Source organism: Morganella sp. Je.2.23, from assembly GCF_051129855.1.
Taxonomy (GTDB): Bacteria; Pseudomonadota; Gammaproteobacteria; order Enterobacterales; family Enterobacteriaceae; genus Morganella; species Morganella sibonii.
This window is the reverse complement of the sequence record NZ_JBCPSQ010000004.1, coordinates 272,064-286,287: the sequence shown is the minus strand read 5'-3', so window position 1 is coordinate 286,287 and position 14,224 is coordinate 272,064. Positions and strand designations below refer to the sequence as shown.

14 protein-coding genes and 2 pseudogenes are annotated in these 14,224 nt (G+C 47.2%); 4 read left to right on the top strand and 12 right to left on the bottom strand.

Annotated elements, in window-relative coordinates:
- Positions 1-350: 350 nt before the first annotated feature.
- The 9 genes and pseudogenes from AAZR23_RS15250 to AAZR23_RS15210 all read right to left on the bottom strand — a co-directional run.
- Positions 351-949, bottom strand: a pseudogene (locus AAZR23_RS15250) (integrase core domain-containing protein); the annotation flags it as partial.
- Between the two features lie 200 nt (positions 950-1,149).
- The gene (locus AAZR23_RS15245; RefSeq protein ID WP_243828484.1) at positions 1,150-1,986 is read right to left on the bottom strand and encodes a DUF932 domain-containing protein; all 837 of its coding nucleotides are present in this window, start codon (positions 1,984-1,986) and stop codon (positions 1,150-1,152) included.
- Positions 1,987-2,088: 102 nt separating this feature from the next.
- Positions 2,089-2,400, bottom strand: coding sequence for a TA system toxin CbtA family protein (locus AAZR23_RS15240; protein ID WP_036408788.1), 312 nt, complete (start codon positions 2,398-2,400; stop codon positions 2,089-2,091).
- Between the two features lie 14 nt (positions 2,401-2,414).
- On the bottom strand, positions 2,415-2,855 hold the full coding sequence (locus AAZR23_RS15235) for an antirestriction protein (RefSeq protein ID WP_368889682.1): 441 nt from the start codon (positions 2,853-2,855) through the stop codon (positions 2,415-2,417).
- 125 nt (positions 2,856-2,980) lie between these two features.
- Positions 2,981-3,193 (bottom strand): hypothetical protein, encoded by a 213-nt coding sequence (locus AAZR23_RS15230; RefSeq protein WP_036410584.1) that lies wholly within the window; start codon positions 3,191-3,193, stop codon positions 2,981-2,983.
- A 26-nt stretch (positions 3,194-3,219) separates the two neighbouring features.
- Entirely contained in the window at positions 3,220-3,669 is a 450-nt protein-coding gene (locus AAZR23_RS15225) for a hypothetical protein (RefSeq protein ID WP_214232846.1), read from the bottom strand.
- 13 nt (positions 3,670-3,682) lie between these two features.
- Complete coding sequence (locus AAZR23_RS15220) at positions 3,683-4,354, bottom strand: helix-turn-helix transcriptional regulator (protein WP_243828487.1); 672 nt, start codon at positions 4,352-4,354, stop codon at positions 3,683-3,685.
- A gap of 54 nt (positions 4,355-4,408) precedes the next feature.
- Entirely contained in the window at positions 4,409-5,137 is a 729-nt protein-coding gene (locus AAZR23_RS15215) for a DUF3944 domain-containing protein (RefSeq protein WP_243828488.1), read from the bottom strand.
- Positions 5,138-5,340: 203 nt separating this feature from the next.
- Complete coding sequence (locus AAZR23_RS15210; RefSeq protein ID WP_262862399.1) at positions 5,341-6,342, bottom strand: hypothetical protein; 1,002 nt, start codon at positions 6,340-6,342, stop codon at positions 5,341-5,343.
- A 727-nt stretch (positions 6,343-7,069) separates the two neighbouring features.
- On the opposite strand from AAZR23_RS15210, the gene AAZR23_RS15205 reads away from it, so the two are divergent.
- From AAZR23_RS15205 to AAZR23_RS15195, 3 genes and pseudogenes are all read left to right on the top strand, one after another.
- On the top strand, positions 7,070-8,089 hold the full coding sequence (locus AAZR23_RS15205; protein ID WP_243828489.1) for a YagK/YfjJ domain-containing protein: 1,020 nt from the start codon (positions 7,070-7,072) through the stop codon (positions 8,087-8,089).
- Between the two features lie 273 nt (positions 8,090-8,362).
- A complete protein-coding gene (locus AAZR23_RS15200; protein WP_243828368.1) occupies positions 8,363-8,527 on the top strand; it encodes a helix-turn-helix transcriptional regulator in 165 nt (54 codons plus the stop codon).
- 325 nt (positions 8,528-8,852) lie between these two features.
- A pseudogene (locus AAZR23_RS15195) lies at positions 8,853-9,542 on the top strand (tyrosine-type recombinase/integrase); the annotation flags it as partial.
- Between the two features lie 264 nt (positions 9,543-9,806).
- Here AAZR23_RS15195 and AAZR23_RS15190 read toward each other — a convergent pair.
- From AAZR23_RS15190 to AAZR23_RS15180, 3 genes are all read right to left on the bottom strand, one after another.
- Positions 9,807-10,952 (bottom strand): MFS transporter, encoded by a 1,146-nt coding sequence (locus tag AAZR23_RS15190; protein ID WP_434693530.1) that lies wholly within the window; start codon positions 10,950-10,952, stop codon positions 9,807-9,809.
- A 126-nt stretch (positions 10,953-11,078) separates the two neighbouring features.
- A complete protein-coding gene (locus AAZR23_RS15185; RefSeq protein WP_434693528.1) occupies positions 11,079-11,972 on the bottom strand; it encodes a dihydrodipicolinate synthase family protein in 894 nt (297 codons plus the stop codon).
- A gap of 23 nt (positions 11,973-11,995) precedes the next feature.
- Positions 11,996-12,688 carry a B3/B4 domain-containing protein gene (locus AAZR23_RS15180; RefSeq protein WP_434693526.1) on the bottom strand — a complete coding sequence of 231 codons (693 nt, stop codon included), beginning with the start codon at positions 12,686-12,688 and terminating at the stop codon, positions 11,996-11,998.
- 676 nt (positions 12,689-13,364) lie between these two features.
- Here AAZR23_RS15180 and AAZR23_RS15175 point away from each other — a divergent pair.
- Positions 13,365-13,868 (top strand): DinB family protein, encoded by a 504-nt coding sequence (locus tag AAZR23_RS15175; RefSeq protein WP_434693524.1) that lies wholly within the window; start codon positions 13,365-13,367, stop codon positions 13,866-13,868.
- Positions 13,869-14,224 lie beyond the last annotated feature (356 nt).

The following is a 14,224-nucleotide window of genomic DNA, read 5'->3' as shown; positions in this document are numbered from 1 at the left end:
CGGTGCCGGTTATTTAACCGGCACCGATAAAACTTCGAATTTCCCTTTCAATTTCTGCATGTTGCGTTATTCTCAATATGTCTTCCAATACTAAAAATCTTAAAAAAGTTATTTATTCAAAATACAATAGTTACCTTACTTAATTGATATTTTAATCCGGTATATATACCCAACGTAATTCAAGCTGCAGGTTGAGCGCAGCCAACGAACCTGCGGTTTGAATGAATAAGGGTATATATCCGTGATTAATTAAGATACTTGATTTTATGACGTTTGAGGATCAAGCTCCATCTCATAAAAATAGAACTGACCGCAGAACAACGGATAGCCCTTGAGGTGTCCATTTCCCCTTATCTGAAACAGTTCTGATTAGAGTTTTCCGGTTGCTTCCGGTAAAGCTCAGGCGGAAGATTACTCAGGCTTTCATGTGTCCGGTTCCGGTTGTAATCCTGCATCCGGAACCAGGCCATTTCTTTCACCTGACTCAGTGACTCAAACAAATACGCATTTAAAAATTCACGGCGGAATGAGCCGTTAAAACGCTCAATAAAACCGTTTTGTTGTGGTTTTCCCGGCTGAATATAATTCAGAGTGACCTCATTTTCTGTACAAAACTGAACCAGTTTATCCGATATAAATTCAGGCCCGTTGTCCACCCGGATATATTCCGGTAACCCGCGTTCTTCTTTTAACCGGGATAAAATACGAATAATCCGCTCTGCCGGTAATGAAGTATCGACCTCAATTGCCAGGCACTCGCGGGTACTTTCATTAATAATATTCAATGTTTTTAAACATTTACCGCAGTACAGACTATCTCTCATAAAATCCATTGCCCAGCCTTCATTAATTCGGGTTGCGGCAATTAACGGTACTTTTATTCGCTTATTCGCTCAGGTAGTTTTTTCTTTACCCGCCGTTTCAGGTTTAAGCCCAGCCGGCAATATACCAGATCACAGGAGTCTCATTTGGTGGTTAATGTTTTGATATTTAATGAATTTATTATTTGATATAAATAGTGGTGCCCCCACTAATGCCCCCAGATTGATTTTTGATAAAAAATGATCAAAAAAATATGGCTGTGATAAATACCAACAGCCATTAATTATACTGTAATCTTTATATTAAATCTCATACCCGAGTATCAACTCAGATTTGCTGACGATCAGTGAAGTGTTCATACATTTTCTCTGTCATCACCCACAGCGCTTTATTCAGACGGATATCACCATCAATACCGGTCACTGCCCGGGTGTGTGACCGTTTCCCTTTGGCTGTACGTCCGGACAGTCCGCCTTTAATTAAGTTTTCCTGTAAACGTTGGTACACCGTCCACAGGTCATCCTTCTTATCTTCCCACCGGCGGGGTTGCAGCACCTGTTCTTCCGTGACCGGCTGGTAGTCATCACCGAACCGGTACGTGATAGCGGCATGCGCCAGCGCCTGCTGTGCCGGTGGTGGTAACAACAGCGACTGCATCTGTTCGCGTTTTTCAGCCACCGCATCAAACGTTTCCAGCACTTCATAAGCCCCTTCAATCACTTTATTGACGACATTACCTTTATGAGGCACTCTGACCTCACCAAAGGTATCACCGCAGACCAGCCCGTTATGACAAACCGCACGGAATAACCCCGGCAGCATCTGATAACTGCTGGTGCCGTCGTGGCTGTTTAACAGGATAATTTCCGGTACCTGGACACCGGTAATCTGGTTATGGCGGCGAAGACGCAGCATATGTTTGGTGTGCTCCCGGCGGCTGTCATCGCGGACACGGGTCTGACAGGCAAAGAACGGATAAAAGCCTTCTTTCTGCAGGCTCTCAAGCAGGGTAATGGTGGGAATATAGGTATAACGGTCACTGCGGGATTCATGTTTTTCTGCTGAAAAGACACTGGGTACAGTGCAGTATAATTCTTCGGTGGTTAACGGGCGGTCACGACGAATGATATTCGCCCTGCCGAAGCGGGAAGCTAAACGGGTCATAGTAATACTCCTGTAAAATTAAACGGATAAAAGGGTGGACAGGTAAAAGCCGGAGCCGAAGGTGTAAAGGACGCGATAAAATGGGGTACGGAGGCGGGCTTTTTATACAGAGGTGTATCGGCTGGTGGTGTGAGTTCTGCGGTGTACTGTCAGACCAGTTGCTTTCCGTGCCCGCAGAATATCGGTCGCAGTGATACCGTTGTTGCGCCGGTCAGTGCGGACCAGGGCGTATTTCTCCGCAAAGGCATTCAGTGCCTCACACAATGACACCCCGCGACAAAGGCAGGCCTCAATCACGCGCTCATCACTAAATTCCGTGTCGTTCAGAGTGAGGCCGTAGTGCTGTTGCAGCAGGTAAGTCAGCAGTGTCTGCCAGACGGCCGCCGGTGACGCGGGTACTGCTGTATTGTTCATGGCGTAGCTCCCGGTTAATCAATCAGATGAAAAATAGCGGCACACTCGTCATGCTGCAGGGCGTAGTCCCGTAACTGATAAAAATACTCAACTAATACTTCGCTTTCAGTCCGGAATGACCAGATACTGAACGTCATTAAACACACGGCAATGCCTGCGGCTTCCGGACTCAGTTCCGCATTATTACCGTTATGCGGGTTAACCATCGGAAGTGATGTTTCAATCATGTCTGGCCAGATAAATACACCACCATTGGTGAGCATACTGAATTCCCAGAAAGCACCATAATAAACATCACACAGTTCGCTCATCCGGGTAAAAATATCGCCTTCCAGGCGCTGCCAGCCCGGCACGCTGCCGAAATAAAACCGCCAGAATGTGTCTCTGCCACGGGGATGAACCAGATTGCTTTTGATGGCTGCGGGCTCCTGCAGCGGAAGGGCTGATAATGTCATCGTGAAACTCCTTTATATTGATGGGTAAAATAGTGGGTTACTGATTTGTGAATGGGCATAAAAAAACGGCAGACTGTGAATGTCTGCCGTCAGAGGAGATGTAATAAACAGGTCTTCTGTGCAGGTCAGCGGGGAAAGAGCCGGCCCAGCAGACGGTCAAGGGTACCGCCCAGCACGGCTGAGCAGGCCAGCGCGGCACTAAGCCCCGCCGCCAGCTTTTCCGCTGCGGAGGCATCTTCATTGTCTGCCGCCTCAGCCGCAGCCTGCCAGGCGCAGTATGTGGCTAACGCCACCGTTACCACACCGAGCGTGGTGGCCATTAATTTAAAAACAGACATCTGTATTTCCTTTTTGCATGCCTCAGTTACTGCGGACCGGACCAGCTGTCAGTATCCATCTGCAGGAAGGACTCACAGTCTCCCTCTCCGGCTTTACAGACCCGCTCCGCGACGGATTTCGGCGGCCATTTCTTACTGGTTTCGTACTCCATACCGTTATTGTCGATACAGCCCACCTTCAGCCAGTTGGCCTGAGCCCCGGTGTTATAATAAATACTGCTGATACAGGTCATGGCCACCGGAGCCGGATGGCCTTTGGACAAATCCGCTCTTGTCTCACTTTTCAGTTCTCCGGCAGGGAGTGGCTGCCACGCAGGTTTCCGGCCTTTGCCGTCGTTCTGCATTTTCAGCTGCTGCCCGTATTCCGGGGTCAGGTAATAAGTGTAACGGTCAGGCTGCACCTCACCGGGCATGCGTAGTGCAAAAACCGGGGCGGACAGCAGTAAACAACCAAGCAGTGTCAGACTTCTTTTCATGGTGACATCCTTATTAAGGTAATGAACGGATAAACTGATAATGGGGTAATGCGGTGATAAATTCGGGCCGGGTGACCGTCCGTGCGATAACGGTGTCCTGCCGGAAGCGGCGTCCGGACACGGCAATGTTCTGCAGCTGACTGAACCGGAACACCCGCAGGGCAGACTGCCATTCCCCGCACAGATACCAGTCCCGCTGAAAATAAATCAGCTTGTAGGGAGCCATGCCCTCATGCTCCTGACCGTCACAGCGGAAGCTGAGCAGCCGCCTGCGGACAATCGCCTGCGTCACCACATAAAAGCCGCCGAAGAGCGTCGGGGCGGATTGCGGTGGCTCATGGTAGACCAGACAGGGGGCACCGTTTTCCGGACTGAGCAGAACAGACAGCAGCCTGCGGTCAAGCGAGGGGAACAGCGGGGTGATATGGGTGATATCGGCAAAGTACAGAATATCGCTGTCTGTCCGGTAAGGACGCTGACCGGCGGCCAGCCGGTATCCGCCCTGATACGGCTCCGTGTCCAGAAAGACCAGGCGTTCACTGAAATCACGCTGCAGTGTGCGGGCCGAGACATTAAACTCACGGGCGAGCTGTGCCGGATACAGTGTTTCGCCGCGGAACAGGCGGCTGATAATCATGGCCAGCCGGAATGCAAGCCGGTCATGGCGTGAATCTGACGTATGCATGAGCGCAGCCTCCGTGAGTCAGTCAGAGAAAACAGGAATAACGGAATACGGAAATCAGGCCGCCAGGGCCTTCTGGCGCAGGTACGCCACAATGATGCAGGCCGGAACGGTGACCCGGTAAGCGGGACCGGCGATATCAGCTATCAGCCAGGCGGAGCTCAGCGCAATCCCGACTGGACCGGCCAGTACCCCCAGCGCCCTGTTGGCGGCAAAGAGTGTACCCCAGGTGGCAATACCGCCCATGGCTTCAATCACCCCGACAGCGGCAATCGTGGCAAACTGCAGGGCAGCGACACCGGAGCTGGTCACGGCGGCCTGCACCGCGAGCAGGATAAGCTGGGGAGTCGGCGCGGACAGATTCAGTTTCAGTCCGTCCGCAAAACGGACCAGCTCTTCCTGTGACATCTCCCGCAGGCTTTTCTCCAGTACTTTCATCAGCAGGTTCAGTTCGGTGGTTTCCACCGGACTTTCTTTGTTGTAGTTCACTTTCAGCTTGTCGCAGACATCGTGCAGGATTTCACGGTAGAGCACGCCCTTGTTGCCGCGCAGCAGCGTGACCAGACTGTTGGCCCCGAAGGCCTGCAGCTCGGCACAGATGGCAGGCCAGTACTTCTGATGGTCAGGGTAAAAGAGCTGATATTCCGGTGAGGTGGTCAGAGATTCCGCCAGACGTTTTTTGCCGTCTTTGCTGTCGTGTGTCAGAACGGAGACCAGCAGACCGAGGTTCTCATTGCTGCACTGACCGATAAATGCGAGGTCGGGGTCGATACGGTAGGTTGCCATAACAGAAATTCCTTACAGGTGATTTAAGACAACCACAGCATAACAAGGGGGTCTGACAGGATATGACGCGGAAAATCGCTGTTTTCGGGGGGTAAAAAACGGGGAAACGACAGGGTGTGTCGCCGGTCAGTTATCCGATCCACTGTTTCCCCTGTCATATCAGTTGGTTAATGTGTATCTGAAAAATCACTGATTCCGTAAAATTATTTTTTCGGTGTTCTGTACTCATTCTCAATTAACCGGGTCACCAAATCGGTGATCGTCATTTCATAGGTTTCAGCCAATTCTTCCAGATGTTTTTTTACTTCATCATCCAGACTGCAGCTCAGTGTTTTTTTATTTTTTTGTTTTTTCCGGAGAGTACGCTGCTGCCATGCCTTTTTAAGAGAGTATAAAAAATACTTTTTTCCCCCGGGGTTATCATTCCATGCCCGCAGGGCAGCATAAAAACAAATATATTTATCCCCGGAACTTACGGGATTAAAGAACCGGAGAGGCCAGACAGGTATCTTTATATTATCGACAGAGTAATTACAAATATAACCCCATGCCCAGTTACAGGCATCATCATCATCCTTACTCAGCCACTTTATATTTTTTATTGCTGTGAAGGATTTTATCCATTTATCCTTAAGCATATTTATAATATTTTCTTTTTCACCAAACCTCAGGTTCATATGATCAAAGACAGTCTGGAAGTCGCGATACATCTCTTCAGTGCTGACATGATTCTCTTTTATGCCAAATTTACTTTTAATGAATTCTATTTGCTGTGATACAGGTAAGTTCCTGAGTTCTTTATTGTCTGACCAACTATTAACAGTGGGTTTTACCACGTTTGACTGTTGAATCACATGAGTATATTTATCGCTCATGGGTGTTAAGAGTTTTATATTATTTAACATTACCCAGCAATATGCAGAGGCAACACTGTCTTCTTTAATCCATTCAAACTTATCAATACTGATAAGGTTATTGTTTACATCATTTAAAACTTGATTGTTAAGGTAATTACTATTCGTCATACCAATAACTTCATGGATTAAATCTCTTAACCGTGATTTGTCATTTCTGTCACCTGCGAAATATTTATTTTCAACCCATTCAAATCCGGGCTCTGTTGACATGAAAAATACAAAAACACCCGTTTTCCTCAGGTTTTTCACTTTCAGCAACTCATCAATCTCATAGTTTTTATCGTTCATTATTTGTCCACACTGTGTAGTTGATATGTCGTTATTGTAATTTGTTTTGGTCTCTAAAAAAGTGATATTGTCGTAATAATGTAGATTAAGAATAGTTTTATGATCTTTTTAATGAGTATAAAATGAAGTGTTTTTATACTGTAATTTAAATAGTTATCCTGAAAATACTGGCTAAGACAGTACTTTTTACAGGAAAAATGATGCTCACGGTTACTTATCTTTTTTTCCCGAGGCTACTTCTGTGAGGAGACTAACTTTCAGATATCTTGTTCATCGTGAAGCCTGCTGCAAATGCTGTCTGTGCATACTGTTTTAATAAACTCAGGTAACAATCAAAAAAGGATTATTTATTATTATATTAATCTTACCCGGTACTCTCTATATCAGGTTAATATTCACCTCTGTTCTTACGATAACCCTTTCATTATTGATAACATCATCTCTTTATCGAATAAATAACCAAACATATTGAATGACACTCCTGTTACTGATACAGATGATAGTGACATTATCATGAATTACTGATTCATCTTCATAAACAATAACTTTTGTTAATTAATCTCAGTGGTGAGTTCACTTACTGTCCACATCTGAGGTATCACTCAGAATAAATGCGGTTAATCACATTTAAAACTCGCCTGTTGTAGATATAGGGGGCAGTAAAAAAATAAAAGCTTCTCTCTGTCATATGAACAGAAACACCATCATTAATCAGAGAGGATTAATCATGAAAGACGATATAACCTGTGAAATACTGGCACTTTCACAAACCTATAATAACGGTACGGAGATTACCGATGACACAACAGACCGTGAGTTATTCCAGCTGATAGCGTTACACACCACTGCATTAATTAAAAGAAAGAGTCAGCCTTTACCTTTCAGCGCGTACTATTTTGGTGAAAAATTACAAATAAAGGCCACTAAAACCGGTCAGTTGTTTTATGAATTAATACAAAACATTCTTTCTCTTTCCCGTGTCACCGGTAACCGGCGTAAATTACATCCGGTTATTCCGCTGATTGTTTCTCTTGCTGAGAAATATCATATCCGTCCTGTTCCGATGTTGTCGGAATACTATTCTGACTCAGAGGAGGAAGTTAAACAGTTAAATGAGGCCTATCGTGAGTTTATTCAGTCAGTAGACGGCAGAGAGTATAAAAACGCTGTCAGTACATTTAAGAACAGTGCCCGCAAGAATTACCGGTTCTGTTGCCGCTATATTAAAAACCTGTTTGAGCGCCATGCAAAGCTGCTGGTGGTACGGACAGACCTGTCTTACGGAAAGCGGGTCAGCCACAAAGTTACAGCCGGGGATTTAACCCGTCACCGGATTGCCCTGTACAAAGCAATACAGCGGTTACCCCTGTTTAAACACTGCGTCGGTTATATCCTGAAGCTGGAATACGGTCGTGAGAAAGGCTTTCACTACCACTGCCTGTTTTTCTTCAACGGCCAGCATGTCAGGCAGGATGTCACGATAGCCCGGCTTATCGGTGAGTTTTGGCAGGAAACCATCACTGACGGACAGGGGATCTACTTTAACTGCAACCGCTATAAATCAGATTACCGTATCTGCGGTATTGGGATGTTGCACCGCAGTGAGAGCCTCCGGCGGGAAGGCCTGATGACCGCTGTGAACTATATCTGCAAAACAGATCAGTGGGTGAAACTGCAGGTACCGGGGATCGACCGGACATTCTGGCGGGGAACCATCAGAAACAAACGGCGTAAAACACGCCGGTAAATCTTTTTTTACAGACAAGGGGAATCTTATAGAAGTGATATCCGCTGCGTCATCGATAGCACTTCTGACTTTTAAACTTACAAAGACAGGAGATTCCCCATGAATACCACCGATACCACCGATACCACCGATACCACCGATACCACCGATACCACCGATACCACCGATACCACCAATACCACCAATACCACCAATACCACCAATACCACCAATACCACCAATACCACCAATACCACCAATGCCCCTTCTCCGCTTGACGAACCACTCGTGGACATGAAATTCATCACCATATTAACCGGATTAACGGACAAGTGGTTTTACAAGCTGATTCAGGAAGGCCAGTTCCCGAAACCGATAAAATTCGGACGCAGTTCCCGTTGGCAGAAAAGTGAAGTAGAAGCCTGGCTACAGGCCCGTATTGCAGAGTCCCGTGAGTAATCATGAAGCTGAGTCACCTTGCTTCCGGCATTTTGTAATGATCGGCAGAATCGACCGTGAACAACTGTTTTCCATCAGAGACCAGAATTATATAGGCATAATTGGGTGTTGTTTTCATTCGTAATGTGAAGGTCGGAGGTTCGACGCCTATTATCGGCACCATCTCAACTTCCATAAATGTCCATATTCATCCATAAATACTCTGATTTATAAAGATTTTACTGCTTTCCAGTCCATCATCGTCCGTAACCATCCAGTAGAATCCGATACGGAATGTGTATAGGATTGTGTATATGTACCTGTTCGGTCTTGGATTCCTATACACATGCCTTTAAACGATATGCAGATTCATCGTGCTAAGCCTGAAGATAAATCCTATACGCTTGGGGGTGGGTAAGGCTTGTCATTGCTTATAGAACCTAATGGAAGCAAGAGCTGGCGGTTCCGCTATCGCTTTGCTGGTAAACCCAAGATGATCTCGCTTGGCGTTTACCCAACGATCACCCTTGCCGATGCTCGTTCCCGTCGTGATGAAGCTCGAAAACTTGTGGCACAAGGAAAGAACCCTAGCGAGGTTCGAAAAGAGCAAAAGCTGGCTCTGCAAACAGAGTTAGAGAACGCCTTCGAAAAGATAGCCAGAGAGTGGCATCAACTTAAATCTGCTAAATGGTCGGCAGGATATGCATCAGACATCATGGAAGCGTTTAAGAACGATATTTTTCCTTATGTTGGAACAAGGCCTGTGGGAGAGATTAAACCGCTAGAGCTGCTAAACGTACTGCGTAAAATTGAGAAACGTGGTGCGTTGGAGAAAATGCGGAAAGTGCGTCAGCGTTGCTCCGAAGTGTTTCGCTACACAATCGCAACAGGCAGGGCGGAGTACAATCCTGCGGCGGATCTCTCCAGCGCTCTCGAAGTACATCAATCCAATCATTTCCCGTTCCTAAAAGCTGATGAGATACCTGATTTTCTGCGTGCCTTAGAGGGTTATACCGGGAGTAAGCTTGTCCAGATTATCCGTGGCGATTCATTCATTAAGGCACCTGTGTTGTTCTGAGGTAAGCATATCACCTCTGTTCAGGTGGCCAAATTTATTAAACCATTACACTATCGAGTACAGTAGACGGGTAAATCTATCGGACAACTTCATTGCATAAGCTCATACAACTTCAAGTAAATCTGCAGCAGCCAGCATTAGCTGTGCCATAATTTTTTACTCCTATATATGTACTGGTCGTCCCGTCATGGCCTGAATACAGTGGAATGCCTGCTTAAATCGTCAGTAATGAGACTTAATAAACGGCCAGGTGCGAGCTGCGAGAGAAAAAACCAGCACTGCTGAGAGAGTACACAAGCTTAAAATCAGTGGTGTATAAGCCCCCAGTAGCATCAATTGGCCTGCTGCAGCGGTACCAAGTGCTCCTGCAGTAATCTTCATTGCACCAACCCAGACAAAAACCTGCCCCCGACAAGAAGGAGGAGAGTATTCACTGCGTGCTGCAAGCGTGGCGGCGAAGAAGGCGGCATTAAGCATTCCAGTGATGAAGAAGCATACCAACGCTGGCAAAAAATTACTGACTATAAAAATGGAAAGTAGCCCTGCAACAATCAGTCCGCCGGTACTCAGCATCAGTCTGTCAGGTTCACCTCTCAGCGGAATAACCATCAAGTACACTGAGCCAGTCAGATTACCCGCTCCATAGGCCACAGTAAGAAAAGCAGCCGTGGCTGCAGGAACACCAAGAACATTTGCCAGATTCACCGCAGCAACGGGCAGGACAGCAACGGCAAAAGCAACAGTCATTGTTAGATACAATGTCCTGCGCAGTTGTGTATGCTTGATCATCAAACCCATTGTTGCGATAGCACTGGTAATTTTTGCAGCCTTGCCGGTATTCGCTACCAGTGAAACCGGTAGCCGCATGATAAAGAATGCGGCAAGGACAGAACCAACGGCCAGAAGGTAAAATGCTGCAGAAGGAGAAGCCCAAGTGGAGATAGTGGCTACAGCGGAAGGGCCAAGTGTGCCGCCGAAACCGTAGGTTGCCACATCAAGACCCTGAGCTCGGCGCTGGCTTCTTTGGCTTGGTCCTGCAATGGTAGGCAGGAAAGTACTAATTCCACCTGTCAGTAGAGGGCCGCAAAGCCCTGCAGCTATAAGAAGTAGTACGGTCAAAAGTAAAGGGACGTGGCCAAAAGTCGCAGTCATTAATGCTGTGATAGCAGCATAAGCCAGGCAAGCAGTTGCAATAACCCTACGCCCGTCGTTGGCTGTATCTATACTGCGGGCAATAAATGGCCCCAGCATATGGGGGAGAGTTATGCAGGCCGCCATCCACCCTGTTATCGTGAAATACTGTTCAGATGACTGGCACAGCAAAATCACCGCCAGCACTCCGCCGCCATCAGCAATGCGTGCCAGCATTGCTGCACAGGCATAGCGGGTAAGGCCTGCCTTAACTGGAGCGTTTATACACCGAAGGATAGTCATGAAGATTATTACCAGGTCAGATTTCAAAAGGGCCGGCAGATTGTCAGCCCTGTGGGTCAGTTACTTCAGGCCCAGCGTGGCTATCACACGGGCAATATCTGCGGTATCATCCGCTGACAACGGCTGCAGAGGGCGAGGCAGGCAATCTGTGTCAGTAAGTCCAAGCACGCCAGCTGCAGCGGCAATAACGCGAATACTTCCGCCATGTTTACGGAACAACACCCACAACGGTTCAAGTCGTGCTGCCAGTGCAGTAACCTGTTCATGGTCCTGTGCTGCTGCTGCCTCAGTTATCTGTTTTGCTGTTTCCGGGAACAGACCACCACACACGGAGTACCAGACTTCACAGCCTGCATTTAATCCCAGTCCAGCATAGGCATCGCTACTAATACCGATGGTTACGCCTGGATGCAGGTGCTGACGTAACACCGCAACCCGTTCCGCCGCTGCCGCCGGACTACCCGGGACACCGGGGATCTTAACCGAGCGAACACCTTCAAGTGATGAGAGACGCCCATGCAGTTCATCCGTAAAGGTAAAATGTGTGGTGCCCGGATTATCATAGATGCACACCGGTACAGACACGTGCCGGGTAACGGTCTCGAATAACGAGAAGACTTCTTCATCATTGAGTGATTGATAGCTGACCGCCGGGAGTAAAAGGGCATTCGCGCCAGCCGCCTGCGCATCATCGGCCAGATGCAGAATGGCATCGGTACTGACCGCCCCCACACAAACCATCATTGGGATATCTCCGGCATGTTGTTTTGCCAGAGTAGCGATACGCTTGCGCTGCTCCCGGGTCAGATAGGCATAACTTCCGGTTGACCCCAGAATGCCCATAGAATCAACACGTGCCGCCGTAAGGCGGGTCAGAATTTTAATGAACCCCTGTTCATCGACGCCGCTGGCGGTAATTGGGGTTAACGGGAAAGCAGACAAGCCAGTGAACATTATATTTCTCCTGAATGATATTACTAGCATTGCTCTTCGATGAGAGCCACTTTAAACCAAAGGCCGGGCATCATTTTTTCAAGGCTGTCGGTCAACATTTTCCCTGCTTCATGAAGTCGTTCAATTGGCATCTGCGGCAGACTCTCCAGAATGAACCACATGTACTGAGCCTTCGCGCCTAAGCGAGTTCTAACCCCCTGTCGCCAGTTCCAGCGGCGGCAGGTTACGCCAGTATCATCACACCAGATAACCTCTCCCTGTGAAGGGTATTCAACAGTGGTTTCGCCTTCTTTGACAGTATCAAAAGGTTCAGTTCCCTTTGCCACCGCCAGATGTGGCGAACCCTGATAGGCAGAGAGATTCTCTCCACCAACCGGAACGGCGTAGCGAAGGCTAACGGCATTATAAAGATCAACGATAGGATCGAGTGTTGGCATAGTTCCGTCACGTAATACACGCTTACGTAACGCTTCTGCAGAACACGGGGTACGTTTAGGTTTAGCACCAAATTTCTGAAAAACATCGGCCCATGCGGTCATATGAGATTCAGCCCATTCAGGTTCACCAGCCAGAACCGCTTCACAGGCTACCCGCAACACCGCTCCTCCAATATCAGGATTAAGCATTGGTGCAGCTTTTACGTAGATACTGAGTGCCCGAAAACCAGGTGCAATGCAATAAATTTCAGGAGCAATTGACGGAGATACTGTTAACATAAGATAACCCTGTAATGACCAATTGATTCCATAATAACAGCCAGTGACCAAAACAGTCAATTTAATGACCGTTGCAAATTCTATCGTCAATACCGTGAATAGAGTCACATCTCAGCGGATTAAGCTGTATTGTAAGCAAAAGAAAATATCCCTCGGTGAACTCTCCCGTCGGGCGAGCGTCAGCAAAGGAGCGCAGGCTGAGATTAAGGGATAACGTACGAATCCCAGCATAGTGCTGTTATGCCACCTGGCTGCCGTGATGGAGTTTCAGTGGCTGATTTTGTAGATGTCAGTTTTAAACCGACCGAGCATCCTTGAATTATAGGCAGGTAAAAAGATGGGAGAGCAAGATTGTTTGCTGGGTCGGGTGGCCCTGATATAACTGGGCTCTGGATGTGGGAAATATCGCTTGGGAGAGATTTTCTTCGCCAGGACACCCTTTAGGAACATTGGAGTTGCTCTATGTTCAGCTCGTAACACTCACGCGGGGTGTGGAGGAGAGTTATTACCAAGGGATGACCGGTTACTCTGCGACGGTGAGAACGGATGGATACTCCCCACTTCTATAAAAACCAGGATGAAAGCATTCTGAAATTCATCATAATGGTTAACGAAAAAGTATCCTGAATAGGTTGTTATAGAATATGAGTAGTCTTTACATAAGGAGAACATTATCATGTGTAAGCCATCCGGCCTTTTAGTTACCCTGTTGGAACTTAAGAAATTTCAGGAAATGGCCTTTTATGATCTGCTACTTTCTGCAGAGTGCGATGCAGTACCTGAGGTTGTTCGCACTGGGTCATACTGGCTTAATCATATTCATATTGTGGATAAAATTTTCCATGCTCACCTGTGTGGAGAAGTTCATGGTTTGACGTCTACGGTGAGTGATAACATTCCTGAACTGCAGCTCTTAAGACAAGAGGCTGCAAACAGTAATGACTGGCTGATTGCTTATGCCGGATCATTGGATGCAGACACGGCCACTGAGCATGTTCAATTCGTATTTACCGATGGGGCTCTTGGTGATATGACGCGTGAAGAGATCCTCCTACATTTGCTCACGCATGCCTGTTACCACTTGAGTACCTGCAGTCCGTTGTTGGAAAAAAATGGACTTACGATCCCTCCAATGTTGCTGACCACCATGCTGAGTTCAACTCGTTCGGATTCTCTTTAGAGCGTTAAGAGAAAGCCTGACAGTTACCTATGAGGATTTTGGTTTGTGAATAATCAGCATCTTACTTTTAGAAAAGACCACTATACAGTGATGATAGATCCTGTGTTTTTCCAGATTGATGCTATTTGGAATTATCTTTCACAGTCACACCGGGTTCCCAGAATCGATGAAGAAACAGTTTACCTATCAATAAAAAAATAGTCTGTGTTGTGGCTTACTTGATGGTTCAGAGCAAATAGGATTTACTCGGCTGGTGACTGGTAGTGCAGTGTGGTTATACGAAAAACGTGGGTATACCTCACTGAGTCGACTTAGTTTTGTCTGGTAAATCAATCGCCCGGATATCTACCAGCAAC

Coding starts and splice junctions, on each gene's coding strand:
- AAZR23_RS15245 (WP_243828484.1), bottom strand. CDS start 1,986: ATGACCCGTTTAGCTTCCCGCTTCGGCAGGGCGAATATCATTCGTCGT.
- AAZR23_RS15240 (WP_036408788.1), bottom strand. CDS start 2,400: ATGAACAATACAGCAGTACCCGCGTCACCGGCGGCCGTCTGGCAGACA.
- AAZR23_RS15235 (WP_368889682.1), bottom strand. CDS start 2,855: ATGACATTATCAGCCCTTCCGCTGCAGGAGCCCGCAGCCATCAAAAGC.
- AAZR23_RS15230 (WP_036410584.1), bottom strand. CDS start 3,193: ATGTCTGTTTTTAAATTAATGGCCACCACGCTCGGTGTGGTAACGGTG.
- AAZR23_RS15225 (WP_214232846.1), bottom strand. CDS start 3,669: ATGAAAAGAAGTCTGACACTGCTTGGTTGTTTACTGCTGTCCGCCCCG.
- AAZR23_RS15220 (WP_243828487.1), bottom strand. CDS start 4,354: ATGCATACGTCAGATTCACGCCATGACCGGCTTGCATTCCGGCTGGCC.
- AAZR23_RS15215 (WP_243828488.1), bottom strand. CDS start 5,137: ATGGCAACCTACCGTATCGACCCCGACCTCGCATTTATCGGTCAGTGC.
- AAZR23_RS15210 (WP_262862399.1), bottom strand. CDS start 6,342: ATGAACGATAAAAACTATGAGATTGATGAGTTGCTGAAAGTGAAAAAC.
- AAZR23_RS15205 (WP_243828489.1), top strand. CDS start 7,070: ATGAAAGACGATATAACCTGTGAAATACTGGCACTTTCACAAACCTAT.
- AAZR23_RS15200 (WP_243828368.1), top strand. CDS start 8,363: ATGAAATTCATCACCATATTAACCGGATTAACGGACAAGTGGTTTTAC.
- AAZR23_RS15190 (WP_434693530.1), bottom strand. CDS start 10,952: ATGCTGGCACGCATTGCTGATGGCGGCGGAGTGCTGGCGGTGATTTTG.
- AAZR23_RS15185 (WP_434693528.1), bottom strand. CDS start 11,972: ATGTTCACTGGCTTGTCTGCTTTCCCGTTAACCCCAATTACCGCCAGC.
- AAZR23_RS15180 (WP_434693526.1), bottom strand. CDS start 12,688: ATGTTAACAGTATCTCCGTCAATTGCTCCTGAAATTTATTGCATTGCA.
- AAZR23_RS15175 (WP_434693524.1), top strand. CDS start 13,365: ATGTGTAAGCCATCCGGCCTTTTAGTTACCCTGTTGGAACTTAAGAAA.